General features: G+C 70.9%; 14 protein-coding genes and 1 pseudogene. 9 read left to right on the top strand and 6 right to left on the bottom strand.

Translation table 11 applies throughout. From position 1 onward, the window contains the following. Positions 1–37 precede the first annotated feature (37 nt). The gene (locus FIV44_RS12175; protein ID WP_141004663.1) at positions 38–1,831 is read left to right on the top strand and encodes an ABC transporter permease; all 1,794 of its coding nucleotides are present in this window, start codon (positions 38–40) and stop codon (positions 1,829–1,831) included. A gap of 26 nt (positions 1,832–1,857) precedes the next feature. Further along, positions 1,858–2,946, top strand: coding sequence for an ABC transporter ATP-binding protein (locus FIV44_RS12170; RefSeq protein WP_141004662.1), 1,089 nt, complete (start codon positions 1,858–1,860; stop codon positions 2,944–2,946). A gap of 92 nt (positions 2,947–3,038) precedes the next feature. Here FIV44_RS12170 and FIV44_RS12165 read toward each other — a convergent pair whose 3' ends face one another. Together FIV44_RS12165 and FIV44_RS12160 are read right to left on the bottom strand one after the other, a co-directional pair. After that, positions 3,039–3,863 carry a mycofactocin-coupled SDR family oxidoreductase gene (locus FIV44_RS12165; RefSeq protein WP_141004661.1) on the bottom strand — a complete coding sequence of 275 codons (825 nt, stop codon included), beginning with the start codon at positions 3,861–3,863 and terminating at the stop codon, positions 3,039–3,041. A gap of 90 nt (positions 3,864–3,953) precedes the next feature. Beyond that, positions 3,954–5,186, bottom strand: a complete 1,233-nt coding sequence (locus FIV44_RS12160) for an NAD(P)/FAD-dependent oxidoreductase (RefSeq protein ID WP_141004660.1) — start codon at positions 5,184–5,186, stop codon at positions 3,954–3,956. A 235-nt stretch (positions 5,187–5,421) separates the two neighbouring features. On the opposite strand from FIV44_RS12160, the gene FIV44_RS12155 reads away from it, so the two are divergent. Further along, complete coding sequence (locus tag FIV44_RS12155; protein WP_181411128.1) at positions 5,422–6,429, top strand: LuxR C-terminal-related transcriptional regulator; 1,008 nt, start codon at positions 5,422–5,424, stop codon at positions 6,427–6,429. A gap of 51 nt (positions 6,430–6,480) precedes the next feature. Then, the gene (locus FIV44_RS12150) at positions 6,481–7,374 is read left to right on the top strand and encodes an alpha/beta fold hydrolase (protein WP_141004658.1); all 894 of its coding nucleotides are present in this window, start codon (positions 6,481–6,483) and stop codon (positions 7,372–7,374) included. Here the strand turns inward: FIV44_RS12150 and FIV44_RS12145 are convergent. From FIV44_RS12145 to FIV44_RS12130, 4 genes and pseudogenes are all read right to left on the bottom strand, one after another. After that, the gene (locus tag FIV44_RS12145; protein ID WP_141004657.1) at positions 7,363–8,442 is read right to left on the bottom strand and encodes a hydroxyacid dehydrogenase; all 1,080 of its coding nucleotides are present in this window, start codon (positions 8,440–8,442) and stop codon (positions 7,363–7,365) included. The two genes, FIV44_RS12150 and FIV44_RS12145, sit on opposite strands and share 12 nt — an antisense overlap. Positions 8,443–8,447: 5 nt before the next feature. Next, a pseudogene (locus tag FIV44_RS32135) lies at positions 8,448–9,880 on the bottom strand (aldehyde dehydrogenase family protein). Positions 9,881–9,888: 8 nt separating this feature from the next. Then, complete coding sequence (locus FIV44_RS12135; protein WP_141004656.1) at positions 9,889–10,668, bottom strand: SDR family NAD(P)-dependent oxidoreductase; 780 nt, start codon at positions 10,666–10,668, stop codon at positions 9,889–9,891. A 69-nt stretch (positions 10,669–10,737) separates the two neighbouring features. Further along, positions 10,738–11,772, bottom strand: a complete 1,035-nt coding sequence (locus FIV44_RS12130; protein ID WP_181411127.1) for an Ldh family oxidoreductase — start codon at positions 11,770–11,772, stop codon at positions 10,738–10,740. A 101-nt stretch (positions 11,773–11,873) separates the two neighbouring features. Here FIV44_RS12130 and FIV44_RS12125 point away from each other — a divergent pair, with 101 nt between their 5' ends. From FIV44_RS12125 to FIV44_RS33165, 5 genes are all read left to right on the top strand, one after another. Continuing rightward, positions 11,874–13,511 (top strand): thiamine pyrophosphate-binding protein, encoded by a 1,638-nt coding sequence (locus tag FIV44_RS12125; RefSeq protein ID WP_181411126.1) that lies wholly within the window; start codon positions 11,874–11,876, stop codon positions 13,509–13,511. Between the two features lie 155 nt (positions 13,512–13,666). Then, positions 13,667–14,773 carry a mandelate racemase/muconate lactonizing enzyme family protein gene (locus FIV44_RS12120; protein WP_141004653.1) on the top strand — a complete coding sequence of 369 codons (1,107 nt, stop codon included), beginning with the start codon at positions 13,667–13,669 and terminating at the stop codon, positions 14,771–14,773. 3 nt (positions 14,774–14,776) lie between these two features. Further along, positions 14,777–15,031 carry a hypothetical protein gene (locus FIV44_RS12115; RefSeq protein WP_141004652.1) on the top strand — a complete coding sequence of 85 codons (255 nt, stop codon included), beginning with the start codon at positions 14,777–14,779 and terminating at the stop codon, positions 15,029–15,031. After that, a complete protein-coding gene (locus FIV44_RS33170; protein ID WP_141004651.1) occupies positions 15,028–15,438 on the top strand; it encodes a DODA-type extradiol aromatic ring-opening family dioxygenase in 411 nt (136 codons plus the stop codon). The genes FIV44_RS12115 and FIV44_RS33170 overlap by 4 nt, the downstream gene beginning before the upstream one ends. Continuing rightward, the gene (locus FIV44_RS33165) at positions 15,405–15,869 is read left to right on the top strand and encodes a DODA-type extradiol aromatic ring-opening family dioxygenase (protein ID WP_141004650.1); all 465 of its coding nucleotides are present in this window, start codon (positions 15,405–15,407) and stop codon (positions 15,867–15,869) included. The genes FIV44_RS33170 and FIV44_RS33165 overlap by 34 nt, the downstream gene beginning before the upstream one ends. The last annotated feature ends 6 nt before the right edge of the window (positions 15,870–15,875 follow it).

Below are 15,875 nucleotides of genomic sequence, written 5' to 3'. Positions count from 1 at the left end.
GTGTCGTTCCGACCACCACACAGGGCAGGAGTCCTCTATGCCTGGATCCATCGCGGCCATCGGGGACCGGCTGCGGAAGTCCGGTGGCATCGCGACGGCTGTTCGCCTCGGGGCGTGCCTCGTCATCGTCGCGGTGCTGGCGGGGCCGATGCTGGCCGTCGTCTACGGAGCCTTCCGGTCCGAGCCCCCCGGCATACCGGGGGAGTGGACGCTGGACTCCGTGCGCGGCATGTTCGACGACCCGTCCGCGGTGAAGTCTCTGCGCAACACCGCGCTGATCGTGGTGACGGTCGTGCCCCTGGCGATGGCGATCGCGCTCTACTTCGCGTGGACCGCAGCGCGGACGAACACGCCGCTGCGCTGGCTCATCACCCCGGCCATGGCGCTGTCGCTGGCCGTGCCGCCCCTCTTCTTCGCGCTCAGCTGGCGCCTGGTCGGCAACGAGAGCTCGGGCCTGCTCGCCGAGATCTCGGGAGCCCTGCCCCTCGTCCCGGAGCTGTCCTTCGACGCCGAGTCGATGCTGGGGCTGATCCTGGTCAGCGCGGTGAAGCTCGCTCCCTTCCTCTACTTCATCATCATCGGTCCCGTCATGGCGATGGACTCGACCCAGGAGGAGGCCTCCCGGTTGTCCAACGCCGGGCCGTTCGTCACGTTCGTCCGGGTGACCCTGCCGGCACTCGCTCCGGCACTGCTCGGTGCCTCGCTCCTCGCGGTGGTGATCTGCCTGGAGTTCTTCGAGATCCCGCTGCTGCTCGGCACGGCACCGCGCATCCGCGTCATCTCCACCGAGATCTACGACCAGATCAACAACAGCATGCCGCCCGACTACTCCGGCGGGTTCGCGCTGGCGCTGCTCCCGATCGTCGCGGTGATCGGCATCGTGGTCCTGCAGCGAAGGGTGATCGGCAACCGCAGCTTCCAGACGGTGGGTGGCAAGGGCTCCCGTGCCACCGTGGTCGACCTCCGCCGGGGTCGGGTGCCCAACCTCGTCGTCATGCTGGTCGCACTGCTCGTTCTCGCGGTCCTGCCGATAGCCCAGCTCGTGGTCGGCTCGTTGCAGCCCATCTTCGGTCTGGACCAGGGTCACTACGGTCTCCAGTCCTACCGCGCGGTGCTCGACCAGCCCCAGCTGCGCGAGGCCGTGACCAACAGTCTCCTCCTCGGGACCGTGGGCGGCGGGATCGCGATGGTGCTCGCACTGGTCCTCAGCATGACGAGCGGGCGCCGCAACGCGACACGGGTCGACCGGCTCGTCGGGTCCGCCTCGTGGCTGCCCTGGGCGGCGCCCGGGATCATCCTGTCGATCGGGATCTACTCGGTCTTCCTCGTGGTGCCTGGGCTGGCTCGTTTCTACGGGTCGATCTGGATCATGCTCGCCGGGCTGATCATCTCCGTGATGCCGGTCGCGGCCCGCGCGGCCGAGGGCGGCGTCGCCCAGCTCTCCTGGGAGCTCCAGGACGCCGCCCGCACCTCCGGTGCCGGACCGCTCCGGGTGTTCACCGACGTCGTCGTGCGCCTGCTGCTGCCGACCTTCCTCGCGGGCTGGCTGATCTCGGCCGTCGTCGTCGCGGGCAACCTGTCGGTCGTGATCATGCTCGGTACGCCGAGCAGCACGCCGACGGTCCCGGTGATGGCCTATCGCCTGATGACCGCCGGCAACATGTCGCAGGCGGCCGCGCTGTTCCTCGTCTTCATGGCCTGCATCGCGGCGGTCAGCCTGGTGCTGGCCGTCGCGCAGCGCCTGGCGAGGGCGGCCGTGACCGGCCGTGCGCCGCGCGTGGCCGACACCCCCGTTCCCGGCGCGGCTGCCGCCGAGCCGATCGCGTCCTGAACATCTCGACACACCCTGGAGCACCTATGTCGACAGTCGCCATCGACGGCCTCGAGAAGCGGTTCGGTGAGTTCACCGCCATCCGCCAGCTCGACCTCACGGTCGAGCAGGGGGAGCTCGTCAGCCTGCTCGGGCCGAGCGGCTGCGGCAAGACGACGACACTGCGGTGCGTGGCGGGGCTCGAGCACCCGACCGCGGGCACGATCTCGATCGGCGCCCGGCTGGTCGCCCACGGTGGGCGGGGCCGGACCGTCCCGCCCGAGAAGCGCGACCTGGGCATGGTCTTCCAGAGCTATGCGCTGTGGCCACACATGACGGTCGCGGGCAACGTGGCCTACCCGTTGCGCCGGGCGGGTGTACGGCGCTCGGAGGCGCGGCGTCGCGCGGCCGAGATGGTGGAGCTGGTCGGCCTCGCCGCCAAGCTGGACAGTCCGGTGTCGCAGCTCTCGGGTGGGCAGCAGCAGCGCGTCTCGCTGGCGAGGGCGCTGGTGAAGTCACCTCAGGTCCTGCTCTGCGACGAGCCTCTGTCGAACCTGGATGCCTCGCTGCGGCGTCAGGTGCGCAACGAGATCCGGCGCCTCCACGACGAGACCGGGACGACGTGCGTCTACGTCACCCACGACCAGGAGGAGGCCGTCGCCCTCTCCGACCGCATCGTGGTGATGCAGGACGGTGAGGCCACCCAGATCGGCAGCCCCCGCGACATCTTCTCCAGGCCGCGCACCGAGTTCATCGCGCGCTTCGTCGGGATCGAGAACGTCCTCCCGGTCGCCGACACGGCCATCCGTGCCGGTGGCGGACATGAGCTCGGCACCGCCCTGGGGAGCCGCCTGGTGTCGGCCCAGACGCTCGACGAGAGCCCGGTCGCCTGCGCGTTCCGGTCCGAGGACGTCGTGATCGCCGACGATGTCGCTGAGCTCAACGTGTTCCGCGCAACCGTCCTGAACAGCACCTTCGTGGGCACCTACACCGAGCTCCTGCTCCAGGTCGACGGCACGACCGTGGGCTGCCGGCTCCCCGAGCGCGACCTGCAGGGACGGGCTCGGCCCGAGGTCGGCGGACAGGTCGCGTTCCGCGTGGCGCCGGAGAACGTCGTCCCGCTCGCCTCCGCCTGAGGCGGCCGCACGAACGACAGTGGGAGCGCCGCGGCACCCGCGACGCTCCCACCGTGTCCGATGCCGGTGCCCGTCCTAGCGACCAAGGATCGCTAGACGGGACCGCCCAGGACGGGCAGCAGGACGCCGGTGATGTAGCGCGCCTCGTCGGAGGCCAGGAACAGCGCGGCGTTCGCGATGTCGACGGTCTCGACCCAGGGGGTGTTGAAGGGCTTGTTCGCCATCAGCGCCTGGCCCGCCTGCTCGCGGGTCGGGTTCTCCACCCCGGGCACGAAGAGGCTGTAGAAGTACGGGTTGTGGATCAGGTCGGTGTCCACCGTGGTCGGACAGATCGCGTTGACACGGATGTTGTGCGGCGCGACCTCGTTGGAGTACGCGCGCATCAGGCCGACCACCCCGTGTTTCGCGGCGACGTAGTGCGACACGTTCCGCATACCGCTGAACCCCGCTACGGACGCCGTCAGGATCAGCGAGCCGCCCTGGTCCTGCTCGATGATCCGAGGCACCGAGGCACGCAACGTGTTCCAAACGCCGGTCAGGTTGACGTCGATCATCTCGTCCCACGCCGACTTGTCGAGCTCCCATGCCTTGCCGAAGCCGCAGATGCCGGCATTGGCCACCACGGTGTCGAGGCGCCCGTACTCGTCGAACGCCAGGTCGACCATCCCCTGCACCTGGTCGAGGTCGCGCACGTCGGCGACGCGGGTGACGATCCTGCCGCCGCGCTCGGTCACGAGCCGCTCGGTCTCGGCGAGGTCGTCGTCGACGGGCATCGGATACGGCGCGGAGTCGAACTGGGTGAGGGCGTCGAAGCCCACGATGCTGGCGCCCTCCTCGGCCAGCCGCAGCGCGTGCGCGCGGCCCTGACCGCGGGCGACCCCGGTGATGAGTGCGACCTTGCCGTCGACGCGTCCCATGGTGATCCGTCCCTTCCGTCGAGTGTCGCGCCCACGGACATGAGCGCGGTCCAGTTGGCCGAGGCTAGTCGCGCGCAGGGCGGCCGCCCATTACCCGATCGAGGGATCTTGGACGGCTGACCCCATGTCATGCATCGCCAGCGAGTCCAGCTCCTCGACAGCGGCCGCCCAACCGAGACCCTGCGCGATGTGAGCCCGCAGCCGGGCCGCGACGTGGGGCGCATTGATGCACAGTGCCGCCGACAGCCGGGCTCCGCGGCCGTAGATCCCGACGCGGCTGCGGTCGTCGATCCGGCGCAGGCGGGTGGCGGTCGCCGCGAACGCATGGCCGACGAAGTGGATCATGTGCGTGTACTGCTGCGACCAGAAGTAGGGCACCGCGCGGTACGGCGTGGGCTCGGTCCCCAGGGCTGCGAGTGCCACCGCACGGCCGCGCTCCACGGCGTTGGTCCAATGCTCGATGCGCAGGTGCTGGTCGTAGAGGTCGTTGTAGGACCGCCCGACGTCGCCGGCGGCGTACACCCCCGGGACCGATGCCTGGCCGAAGGTGTCGCAGATGACGCCGTCCCCGATCGCGAGGCCGCTGGTCCGCAACCACTCGACCGAGGGACTGGTGCCCACGGCCGCGACCACCAGGTCGGCCTCGACCACCTCGCCGTCGGCGAGGTGGACCGCGAACCGGCCGGGAACGCCGGCGACGTCCACCACCGGCACGCCGCACCGGACTGCGACGCCCTGGGACCGGTGGACCTCACCGAACCAGTCGCCCATCTCGTCCCCGAACGGAACCGAGAGCAGGTGGGGCAATGCCTCGATCAGGACACACCGGATTCCCACCTGCACGGCGATCGAGGCGATCTCGAGGCCCAGGAAGCCGCCGCCGATGATCACCAAGGTGCGCGCACTGAGCAACGCCTGGCGCAGCTGTACGCAGTCCTCCTGCGTGCGGAGCCTCAGGACGTGCGGGTTGGCCCGGCCGGGCGCCGCCTTCGCCGACGACCCGGTGGTCACGATCAGCCGGCCGTAGGCGGCCTCGGATCCGTCGGCCGTCCTGACGAGCTGCCTGCGGGCGTCCAGCTCGACCGCCCGCGTGCCGAGACGCAGATCGATGCCCTGGACGCCGTACCACTCCGCGGTGCGGAGCACGGTCCCGGTGAGCGGGGCCCCGAGGAGGCCCTCCTTGGAGAGCGGCGGACGTGAGTAGGGGAGCGCGGACTCGTCGCCGATCATCGTGATCGGGCCGGCGTAGCCCTCCTGGCGCAAGGACTCGGCCGCGTTCACGGCCGCCAGGGACGCACCGACGATGAGTACCCCGCGATGCATGTGACCTCCCGGCACTGCGCCTCACTGCGCGTCGCGCCAACATAGCCAGCGCGGTGCCGGCGCCGATGTCACCTGATCGGGGCCTTTCTCCGCCGAGCCTCCGGTACGGCGAACCGCGGTGTAGCCTCGGTTCACGGCGCTGCGTGGCGGTCGGCGTCCGGGGAGGCAGGTTCTGATGGCGACCCGTACAGCTGGTGTCGAGGTGCTTTCCAGCGCGCTCCAACGGTCCTTGTCGATGCGCGAGGTGGAGCAGGCGTACATCGAGCACGTGCCCAACGTGCTCCATGCCGCCGGTCACGGTCTCAACCGCTACGACCTCACGACATCGGAGTCCGTCTCGATCGTCGCCGACGTCACCTCCGACTTCATGTCCGGCTACCAGGAGTACGGTCGCTTCGACGATCCGGTGATGTCCTACATCCGCGAGTACGGCCGACCGGTCGACGACTCCCGGGTCCCCATGGCGACACCCTGGGAGCAGACCGCCGTGTACGAGCTCCTCGCGGCCGACGGGTTCCACCACTCGCTGCGTGCCCCGGTCGTCATCGCGGGCCAGTTCGCCGGTGCGATCGCCTTCGCGCGGAGCCGTTCCCACGGCACGTTCCGGTCATCGGACCTGACCATCGCGCGCCGTGTGGCGGAGCAGCTGGCCCTGGCGATGGAGCGCGCTCTCCGCTTCGAGCAGACCGGGCGCCGGGTCACCCTCCTGGAGGACGCGCTCAACCACGTGCCGCAGGGCCTGATCGTGATCGGCGCCGACGGCCTGCCCATCTTCGTCAATCGGGCTGCCTCCACCCCACCACGCGGTCACGCCCGTGCGGACGTGGAGATCGTCGGTGACCACGGCGAGGAGATCCGGCAGGAGCTGTGGTCCAACAACCGCCGGATCGCCACGATGAACCTCACCGACGGATGCGGCGGCCGCAAGCTCGTCGCGAAGTCGGTGAAGCTCGGCGGGAGCAGTGCGGCATCGCTCACCCTGGTGTACCGGACCGAGGAGTCGGGTGGCCCCCAGAGCCTTCCCTTCTGGGACGTGCTCACGCCGCGCGAGAACGAGATCGCCGAGCTGGTGAGTGCCGGCCTGACCACCAAGCAGATCGCGGAGCGCGCATTCATCAGCGAGAACACAGTCAAGCAGCATCTCAAGCGGATCTTCACCAAGACCGACGTCCGCAACCGGGCCGAGCTCATGCAGCGGGTGTGGAGCGCGGGCAAGCGCCCCGACGCCGGACCGGTCGAGTAGTACCCGTCCGGGTCACGGCGGGCATGCCGCGGAGATGCTTGGCTGACCCGCATGGCTGATGTGGCTCAGATCCTGACGGTGCCGGCACTGGACGGCGACGGCGTTCTCGCAGGTCACTACTTCGCCCCGCGGGCCGAGCCGACCGGGGTCCTGTTGGTCGCCGTCCACGGCGGCACCTACGACCATCGCTACTGGAACGCACCGTCGGTCGGAGGAGTCCGGTACTCGTTCGCCGAGGACATGACCGCGCGCGGGCACGGGGTCGTCGCCGTCGACCAGCTCGGCGTCGCGGCCAGCCGGGTCGCCGATCCCGACGCGGTGACGATCGCCGCCGCGGCCGAGGCGATCTCGGCACTGGTCGCCCGGGCGCGCAGCGAGCTGGCGGACCAGCTCCGACTGCGGAGGGTGGCTCTGCTCGGCCACTCGATCGGCAGCATCGTGTCGGTCTGGACCCAGGCGACCCACCACCCGGCCGACCTCTTGGTGACGACAGGGATCGGCCACGTGCCGCTCGAGGACGACGAGTCGCCGTTCGGCCCCGGGGTGTTGGAGGAGGCGTTGCAGCACCCTTGGGTCGACCTCCCGCCGGCTGCCCGGAAGCGTGCGTTCTACGACCCCCGGACCGCCGATCCCGCCGTCGTGGAGCTGGACAACGCCAGCCTGCGGTCGGTGTTCCCGCGGCAGCTGCTGCTCGACGCGGTCGGCGCCACCACCGGCCCCGAGCTCAGCAGGGTCGACCGCGTGGAGGGCCCGGTCTGCGTCGTGCTCGCCGACCGCGACCCGATCGCGCCGGCCGCCTTGGCCGATCGCGAGACCGCACCGTGGGCAGCCACCGGCGACGTCGAGGTCCACAAGGTGTCCGAGACCGGCCACTGCTACAACCTGCACCCCACCAACGTCGTGTCGTGGGACATCGTCCACGACTACGTCTCGTCACGCGTCTGAGGCGAGTGCCGCCAGCCGCTCGAGGTAGGCGGGCCACACCGACGGATCGACCATCCGCCGTGGACGCTCGCCGCGCAGCACGGCGAGTGCATCGGCAGAGGTGTTCCGCGCGTTCTGCGCCATGAAGACATCGGAGATGCCGGCGACGTGCGGCGTCAGGACGACGTTGTCGAGCGAGAACAGCGGATGCCCCTCGGGGAGGGGCTCGGGCTCCGTCACGTCGAGGCCGGCCCCGGCGATCGTCCCTGCGGTCAGTGCCGAGGTCAGTGCGTCGGTGTCGACGAGCCCGCCGCGTGCGGTGTTGACCAGGAGTGCGGTCGGCTTCATCGACGCGAGCTGCTCCTCCCCGATGAGGTGGTGGGTCTCCGGAGTGAGCGGTGAGTTGACCGAGACCACGTCGCTGGTCGCCAGCACTTCGTCCAGGGGACACAGCTCGACGCCCAGGCGGGCCGCTTCGGCCTCGTCGAAGTACGGGTCGTGGGCGAGCACCCTCATCGCGAACGCGTCGCGACACTTCTGTGCGAGGGAGCGGCCGATGAACCCGAAGCCGATGATCCCGAGCGTCTTGCCGTGCAGGGTCGACGGCATCGGGGCGAGGCCCAGGAGCATCGCTCGGTTGGACTGTCCGCGTCGTTCACGGTGGGCCCGCCGGTCGGTCACGGCGATCCACTTGGTCAGGGAGAGCATGAGGCCGATCGCGTGCTCGGCGACCGGCTCGTATGCCGAGCCTGCGGCGTGGACCACGGGAATCCCACGCGCGGTCGCGGCCGCGACGTCGACGTTGTCGTAGCCGGAGCCCGGCACGACGACGACGCGGAGGCGAGAGCCGAGGTCGAGCAGCTCGGCGTCCACGCGCCCGATCGAGTGCAGGGCGGATGCGGCAGGCAGCAGCTCGAGCACGCGCTCGCGCATGAGCCGAGCGCGGGCGCCGTCCTCGTCGGGCGAGGCGAGCAGCGCACGCTGGTCCTCGGGAAGGGCGTGGACGACGTCGACGGCAGGGGCGAGCACCTCGACGGCAGGCTGGCGGAGCTGGTGGGTCACGAGGAAGAGAGGGCGAGTCCGCGTCATGGTCGTCACGCCTGCCACACGATGCTCTGGGGCTCGGTGAAGGCCTGGAGGCTGAACAGCCCACCGTCCCTGCCCAGGCCTGAAGCGCCGAATCCGCCGAACGGGGCCTCGGGCGAGCGAGCGACCGTGTTCACGCTGACGTAGCCGGTCCGGAGCTGCTGTGCGAGGTCGAACATGCGGGAGGTGTCCTGCGAGAAGAGGTAGTCGTGCAGGCCGTAGCTCGAGGCGTTCGCAAGTGCGATCGCCTCCTCGTCGTGGCGGAAGCTCATGGCAGCCACGACGGGACCGAACACCTCCTCGCGGACGATGCGCATGCCGGGGTCGGCATCGGCCACCAGCGTGGGCGCCACGTAGTAGCCGCGGTCGGGCAACGGAGTCGCCGGGGCGACGATCCGTCCGCCTTCGGCGCCGGCGCCCTCGACGTACGACGCGACCCGGTCGCGGTGGGCGCCCGTGGTCAAGGGTCCGACCGTGGTGGTGGGATCGCTCGGCGAGCCCACCACCTGGGCCTTGGCCCGTTCCTCGAGCCGGCCGAGCAGCTCTGCGTACCGGGACGCGTGAGCGATCACCCGTGTCGGTGCGGTGCAGACCTGTCCGGCATGCCGAGTCCAGGTCGTCTCGATGCCGGCGACGGCGAGGTCGAGGTCGGCGTCCTCGAACACCAGGACCGCTCCCTTGCCGCCGAGCTCGAGGAGCGTGCGTTTCATGTCCCGGCCCGCCACGGAGGCGATCTGCGCCCCCACGGCGGTGCTGCCGGTGAAGCTGACCATGTGCACGTCGGGTGATGCGACCAGGTCGACCCCGACCCGCGCCGAGCTGCCACCGACGATGTTCAGGACCCCTGGGGGAGGCCGACCGCGTCGGCCGCCCGGGCGAGTGCGAGAACGGCCAGCGGATTGGCCGGCGCGGGCTTGAGGACGACCGCGTTGCCCGAGACCAGCGCCGGTCCGATCATCGCGCACGACGTCAGCAGCGGGAAGTTGAACGGAGTGATGCAGGCGACCACCCCGGCCGGCGCCCGGTTGACGACCGCTCCGGTGAGCCGGTGCCCCGGACCTGCGGTGGGCAGGAGCGCCTGCAGGAAGTCGCGAGGCTCCAGCGAGGTCCACTTCGACAGGTAGGAGAGCGCCATGCGGAACTGCTGTGTCTCGGCCAACCAGGAGACGGCTCCCGTCTCGGCCTGCACGAGGGCCACCAGCTCGTCGGACCGGTCGACGAGGTGCCCGGCCATCGCCGCGACGAGGGAGGTCCGCTCCGCCAGCGGCATCGCGGCCCACGAGGGCTGTGCCCTTGCTGCTGCGGCGGTCGCTGCGGCGACCTGGGACGCAGATGCCTCCGGGGCATGGTCGACGAGCTCCTCCGTAGCGGGGTTCACGACGGCGTAGGTGCCGTCCTCGGGCTCGACGAAGGCGCCGTCGACGTACAGCGGAACGGGCATCGGTACTCCTAGAAGACAGGACGGTCGGCCACCAGGTAGCCACCGTCGACGGGTATCTCGGCGCCGTTGACGAACGACGCCGCGTCCGAGAGCAGGAAGGTCACCACGGCCGCGACCTCGTGCGGCTCGCCCCAGCGGCCTGCGGGGGTGCTGGCCCGGATGTACTCGCCGTGGGCCGTGCCGGGCGATCCGGCGGTCATCCCGGTGCCGGCGACGAATCCCGGCAGGACACAGTTGGCGCGGATCCGGTGCGGCGCGAGATCGACGACCATCGACCGGGTGAGTCCGAGCACGCCGGCCTTCGCCGCGGGGTAGTCGGCGACTCCCGGAGGGCCGAGCCGGGCGTACATCGAGCCGATCGTGACGATCGAGCCGCCCCTGCCGCCGGCGATCATCCCGTGTGCGGCTGCCCGCGCCCAGGTGAGGGTGCCGGTGAGGTGCGTGGCGAGGACGGCGTCCCAGTCGGCCAGATCGAGCTCGAGCAGTGACCCGCCGCGCATGATGCCGGCGTTCGCGACCAGGCCGTCGACCCGGCCCCAGACCTCGATGGTCTCGTGCACGACCTGCTCGGCGGCCGTCCGGTCGGTGACGTCGGCGTGGACCACCCGGAGGGCGTCGCCGTCGGTGTCGCGGAGCCTCGCGTTGCGGCGCTCGTCACGGCCGACGGCGACCACGCGGGCGCCCTGGCTGAGACAGTCGCGCACGACGGCGAGACCCAGCCCGGAGTTGCCGCCCGTCACCACCACGACCCGGCCGGACAGGGCATCGGCAACCGGCCTGCTCGTCATGGGTCTCCTTCTCGGTCCTGGCCAACCTAGTCACGGCCCGGATGGTGCGCAGGCCCCGGACGGGTACGGTCAGCGGCTGGCTCGCACTGCCTCGAGCCGTGCCCAGGTCGCCTCGTCGAAGACCACTCCGTCGCGCAGCGCGGCCTGCTCCCGGGCGTGCGCGCGGTCACCGGGGGTCACGACCTCCTCGGATCCGCGCCGGAGCGCCGATCCGCGGACGAGGTCCGACAGCCGGCTCGCCTCACCCTTCGAGTCGGCACCGAATCGGTCGCCGTCGATGACGAGGAATGCGTGGCCCATCCCGAAGGGTGTCCTCGGCGGCGGCTGCAACGGCGGCAGGTCTCCGCTCAGCGTGGCGCCGGCGAGGCAGGTGGACAGCATCTCGGCGAGCAGCGCGAGGCCGAAGCCCTTGTGCTCGCCGATGGGCACGAACGAGCCCTCCGCCGCGTCCTCGGGTCTCGTGGTCGGCCGGCCGTCGCGATCCAGGATCCATCCGTCGGGCAGTGTCTCGCCACGAGCGCGAGCCTGGGCCACCTTGCCGCCCGCGCCCACGCTCATCGCCGCATCGAAGACCACCGGGGGCTGGCCGGCCCGCGGCACGCCGTACGCCGTCGGCCCGTTGCCGATGAGACGTCCCCGTCCTCCCGGTGCGTGCATGGTGGGCGGAGCGGAGCTCCAGGCGACCGCCAGATGGCCGCGCTCGGCCTCGGTCAGCACGTAGTGGCCGAGCGCCCCGGCGTGGTTGCTTCCACGGACGGTGACCATGCCGAGTCCGTGGCGGTCGGCGAGGTCGCCGGCGACGCGGACCGCCGTCGTGGCGGCTACCTGTCCCAGAGCCCCGTGCGCCTCGACGACCGCGACCGCCCCGGATGTGTGCACCACCTCCGGTCGCGCATCCCCGACAACCGCACCCGATCGCATCCAGGAGGCGTACATCGGCAAGAGCTCCACGCCGTGCGAGCGGAACCCGCGAGCGGTGGTCCGGACGAGCACCTCGGCGGCGACCTCGGCGTTGGTGGGCGCCTGCCCGAGTGCCTCCAGCACGCCGGCGCACCACTGGCGCAGCTCCGGGACGGGTACGACGACGGGGTCGGGCGTGCTCACGAGGCCAGCCAATCAGGCATCCGCACCGCACCGACGGGAACCGGGCAGATTGGACCCGATCGGGTCACAGCAGCCGACGCCGGTGCCGCCACGATGGCAGCGTGGACGAGCATCCGGTGGATGAGGCGGGCGCCGCGGCGCGCCGCGACGGTGCAGCGGTGCTGGCCCAGGTCCTCGTGGACCACGGGGCTCGCCGGGTCTTCGCGATCCTCGGGGACAGCAACCATCGACTCGGACATGCGCTGGAGGCGGTCGGCTGCACCGTGGTCGTGGGCCGGCACGAAGGCGGGGTCGCCGCGATGGCACTCGGGGCGGCCCTTGCCGGGACCGGGCCCGGCGTCTGCCTGGTCCACCAGGGACCGGGCTTCACCAACGCCCTGACCCCCCTCGTCGAGGCCGCGAAGTCCCGCGTGCCGATGCTGATGCTGGTGGGCGACACGGCCGAGGGCGACTCCGGCTCCCCGTTCCATGTGGACGAGGCAGCGATCACGGCGGCGCTCGGCGTGAGGTTCCGCGCACTCGACGACCCGCGCCGAGCGGCGGCCGACCTCGCCGCCGTGGTCGAGGAGGTCGTTCGAACGAGTGCACCGATGGTCGTCTCGGTGCCGAGGTCGCTGCAGGCCGCGTCGTCGGTCGCGCCGACCTACGAGCCGGCGCCCGTGGGCAGAGGAGCGGCGGTCGACGAGGCGGAGCTGGCGAAGGCGATGACGCTGCTCGGCTCCGCGCGGCGGCCGCTGGTGCTCGCCGGTCGCGGTGCATGGTCCGCCCGGGTCGGTGACGACCTCGGCGAGCTCGCCCGACGGCTGGGTGCGCCCACCTGCACGACCGCACTCGCCAAGGGACTCTTCGCGGGTGAGCAGGACCTCGGCGTCTGTGGGGGATTCGCCCTGCCGGAGCATCGGGATCTGATCGCGCGGGCTGACGTCGTCCTCGCCGTCGGCACGTCGCTGTCGCGCTGGACGACCTTGCGCTCACGGTTGTTCGGGCCCGGTACCCGGGTCGTCCGCATCGACTCCGACCCCCGGATCGCGGTCGGCCGGCACGACGTGCAGATCCGGGGCGATGCGGCCAGGATCGTGCCGGCTCTACTCGACCGGGTGGCGCCGGCCGACCAGGACACGTGGGCGATCGCGCCGTCGTACCGGTCGCCCGCCGACCCCACGCCGCCCGGCGTCGTGCACCCGGTGCTGCTCAGTCGCGAGCTGGATCGACTGCTCCCGCCGGAACGCACGCTCGTGGTCGACGGAGGTCACTTCATGGGACATCCGATGACCTTCCTCGCCGTTCCGGATCCTGCGGCCGTGGTCCTGACGAGCGCGCGCTACCAGGCGATCGGCCTGGGCCTCGGGGCGGCGGTCGGTGCCGCTCTGGCTCGTCCGGACCGGCTCACGGTCCTCTGCGCCGGTGACGCGGGGACCGCGATGGCCGCAAGCGAGCTCGAGACGGCAGGCAGGTTGGCGATTCCGCTCGTGACGGTCGTCTACAACGACGCACAGTACGGCGCCGAGGTGCACCACTTCGGACCGCTGGGCGAGGACACCCGCCTGGACCGGTACCCGAGCATGCAGCTCGCCGACGTGGCGCGGGCCTGGGGCTGGCATGCCGCGACCGTCCGCAGCCTCGGTGACCTCGGGGCGCTCGAGGTCTGGCTGGCCGACCGGACCGGGCCACTGTTGCTGGACGCGCGGGTCGACCCCCACGTGGTGGGCCACTTCTTCGACGCGGCACACGGGCGCTGACCCGGGCTGGCGCCTGAGAAACCCGGTCGGAGAAGGTACCCGTTCGGGGCACGTGACCGGCCGGCTCCGCTGCGTAGGTTCGGGACACCGGCAACAGGCCGGCCTTCTGCCTCGACGGGCCGCCCGGCCTCGTCCCTCACAGGAACAGGATCTCCATGGTCGCGATCACCGACGTCTCCTGCCACGTCGTCCCCATCGGCGGCGAGAACAGGTTCGGCTTCAAGCGCAAGTTCGAGTGGGGCTGCCTGCTCGTCCGGGTCATGACCGACGAAGGCGTCGAGGGCTACTCCCAACCAGTGAGCATCCACGGCGAGGCGCGGGCCGTCGCCCACTCGATCGTAGGGATGATGAAGCCGCTGCTCCTCGGCGAGGACCCCCGGTTCCCCGAGCGCATCTGGCAGAAGATCCGCGCCAACACGATGAAGGGTCAGGCCGGCCGGAGCACGATCGGCGCCGTCGACATCGCGGTGTGGGACCTGTGCGCGAAGCTCGCCGGTCAGCCCCTCTATCGGATGCTGAGCCCGACCCGCGACAAGATCCGCGCCTACGCCAGCACCATCACGCTCGAGACACCGGAGGCGTACGGGCCGTTCTGTCTCGGACTGAAGGAGGAGGGCTTCACGGCCATCAAGCTGCACATCTGGGGTGATCCGAAGCGGGACGTCGAGGCGTACCGCGTCAGTCGGGAGGCCCTCGGCGACGACTTCGAGCTGATGTTCGACATCGACGGCGCCTACGGCTACAACCGTCAGGTCGCGCTCTGGGTGGGCCGGGCGGTCCAGGAGATGGGCTGCAACTGGTACGAGACTCCCCTCGCCCAGGACGACATGATCGGCTACCGCGAGCTCCGTGAGCACCTCGACGTGCAGGTCGGAGGTCCCGACATGCTCTTCGACCTCGATGACTTCCCGGCGTGGCTGTCCAACCGGGCGACCGACTTCGTGCGGCCGAACGCCGAGATGCAGTTCGGCATCACCGGCCAGCGGAAGGTGGCGGCGCTCGCAGAGCTCAACCACGTCCGATGCGAGCCGCACACCTTCGGGTTCCCGTTGATGCAGGCGGCGAACCTCGCCGGCGTCCTGGCGATCGAGTCGTGCACCTACTGGGAGTGCCCGGCCCCGGTCGGGATGATGGACTACCTGACCAGCGACGTCATCCGCATCGACGCCGATGGGAACGTGGCGCCCAACGAGGTCCCGGGCATCGGTCTCGAGATCGACTGGGACATGGTGGAGAAGCTGACCGTCGAGATCATCAGCTGATCCATGTACTCCGTCCAGCACCTTCTCTGGCAGATCCGCAAGGATCCGGCGCTGGCCGCCCGCTACCGGGAGGAGCCGGACCCCGTTCTCGACGAGTTCGGCGTGACCGGTCCCGCGCGGGACGCCATGCGCTCCCTGGACTTCGCGGCGATGTACGCGCTCGGCGTCAATCCGTACCTCCTCTACTTCTGCGCACTCCAGCTCGGCGTGGAACGTGCCGACTACTACGCCCGACTCCGCGGGGAGGACATCCGATGACCGAGCAGGGCCGCATCGTCGGGGCGTTCACCACGTCCCACTCGCCGGGCCTGACCGGCTTCCCCGAGCGTGCCGAGCCGGCGCAGCGGAAGGCGGTGGACGACGCGTTCACGGAGGTACGGCGGCGGATCGACGCTCTCGAGCCGGACGCGATCATCGCCGTGTCGGTCGAGCACTTCACGAACTTCTTCCTCGGCAATCTGCCCGCCTTCGCTGTCGGGACGTCGGAGGGCTACCTCGGTCCGGTGACCGCCGAGATGGCGGAGTTCCTCCGCGTGCCGCAGCACATCTACACGGGCGCCGCCGAGCTCGGCAGGCACGTGTACGAGTTCGCGCTGCGCTCGGAGTTCGACCCCGCGCTGGTCGAGGGGGCATGGCCTTCGACGAGAACTTCTGCGTTCCCCTGAAGCACCTCGACCCCGAGTCGCGGATCCCGCTGGTCCCGGTCATCGTCAACGGAGTCAACCCGCCGTGGCCTACCCCGCGCCGCTGCTTCGCCTTCGGGCAGATGCTGCGCAGCGCGGTGGAGAGCCAAGCGGTCGCCCGGAGGGTCGTGGTGCTCGGAACCGGAGGCCTCTCGCACTGGGTCGGGACCCCCGAGTCCGGTTCGGTCAACGAGACGTTCGACCGTGACTTCCTGCGACGGCTCGAGGACGGCGATGCGGCAGCGCTCACGGCGTACTCCGACGAGGAGATCGATGCGGCGGGCAACGGCGCCCACGAGATCAGGACCTGGCTGGTCACTGCGGGCGCTGCGGGAACGGGCTTCGACACGCTCGCGTACGAGCCCGTCCCGGCCTGGCTGACCGGGACCGCCGTGACTGCGGCCCGGCTGTAGACAACC

It is taken from the genome of Nocardioides humi (genome assembly GCF_006494775.1).
GTDB lineage: Bacteria > Actinomycetota > Actinomycetes > Propionibacteriales > Nocardioidaceae > Nocardioides > Nocardioides humi.
This window is presented reverse-complemented; position numbering and strand designations above follow the sequence as displayed.

Coding starts and splice junctions, on each gene's coding strand:
- FIV44_RS12165 (WP_141004661.1), bottom strand. CDS start 3,863: ATGGGACGCGTCGACGGCAAGGTCGCACTCATCACCGGGGTCGCCCGC.
- FIV44_RS12145 (WP_141004657.1), bottom strand. CDS start 8,442: ATGACGCGGACTCGCCCTCTCTTCCTCGTGACCCACCAGCTCCGCCAG.
- FIV44_RS12175 (WP_141004663.1), top strand. CDS start 38: ATGCCTGGATCCATCGCGGCCATCGGGGACCGGCTGCGGAAGTCCGGT.
- FIV44_RS12155 (WP_181411128.1), top strand. CDS start 5,422: ATGCGCGAGGTGGAGCAGGCGTACATCGAGCACGTGCCCAACGTGCTC.
- FIV44_RS33170 (WP_141004651.1), top strand. CDS start 15,028: ATGACCGAGCAGGGCCGCATCGTCGGGGCGTTCACCACGTCCCACTCG.
- FIV44_RS12160 (WP_141004660.1), bottom strand. CDS start 5,186: ATGCATCGCGGGGTACTCATCGTCGGTGCGTCCCTGGCGGCCGTGAAC.
- FIV44_RS12120 (WP_141004653.1), top strand. CDS start 13,667: ATGGTCGCGATCACCGACGTCTCCTGCCACGTCGTCCCCATCGGCGGC.
- FIV44_RS12135 (WP_141004656.1), bottom strand. CDS start 10,668: ATGACGAGCAGGCCGGTTGCCGATGCCCTGTCCGGCCGGGTCGTGGTG.
- FIV44_RS12150 (WP_141004658.1), top strand. CDS start 6,481: ATGGCTGATGTGGCTCAGATCCTGACGGTGCCGGCACTGGACGGCGAC.
- FIV44_RS12115 (WP_141004652.1), top strand. CDS start 14,777: ATGTACTCCGTCCAGCACCTTCTCTGGCAGATCCGCAAGGATCCGGCG.
- FIV44_RS12170 (WP_141004662.1), top strand. CDS start 1,858: ATGTCGACAGTCGCCATCGACGGCCTCGAGAAGCGGTTCGGTGAGTTC.
- FIV44_RS33165 (WP_141004650.1), top strand. CDS start 15,405: ATGGCCTTCGACGAGAACTTCTGCGTTCCCCTGAAGCACCTCGACCCC.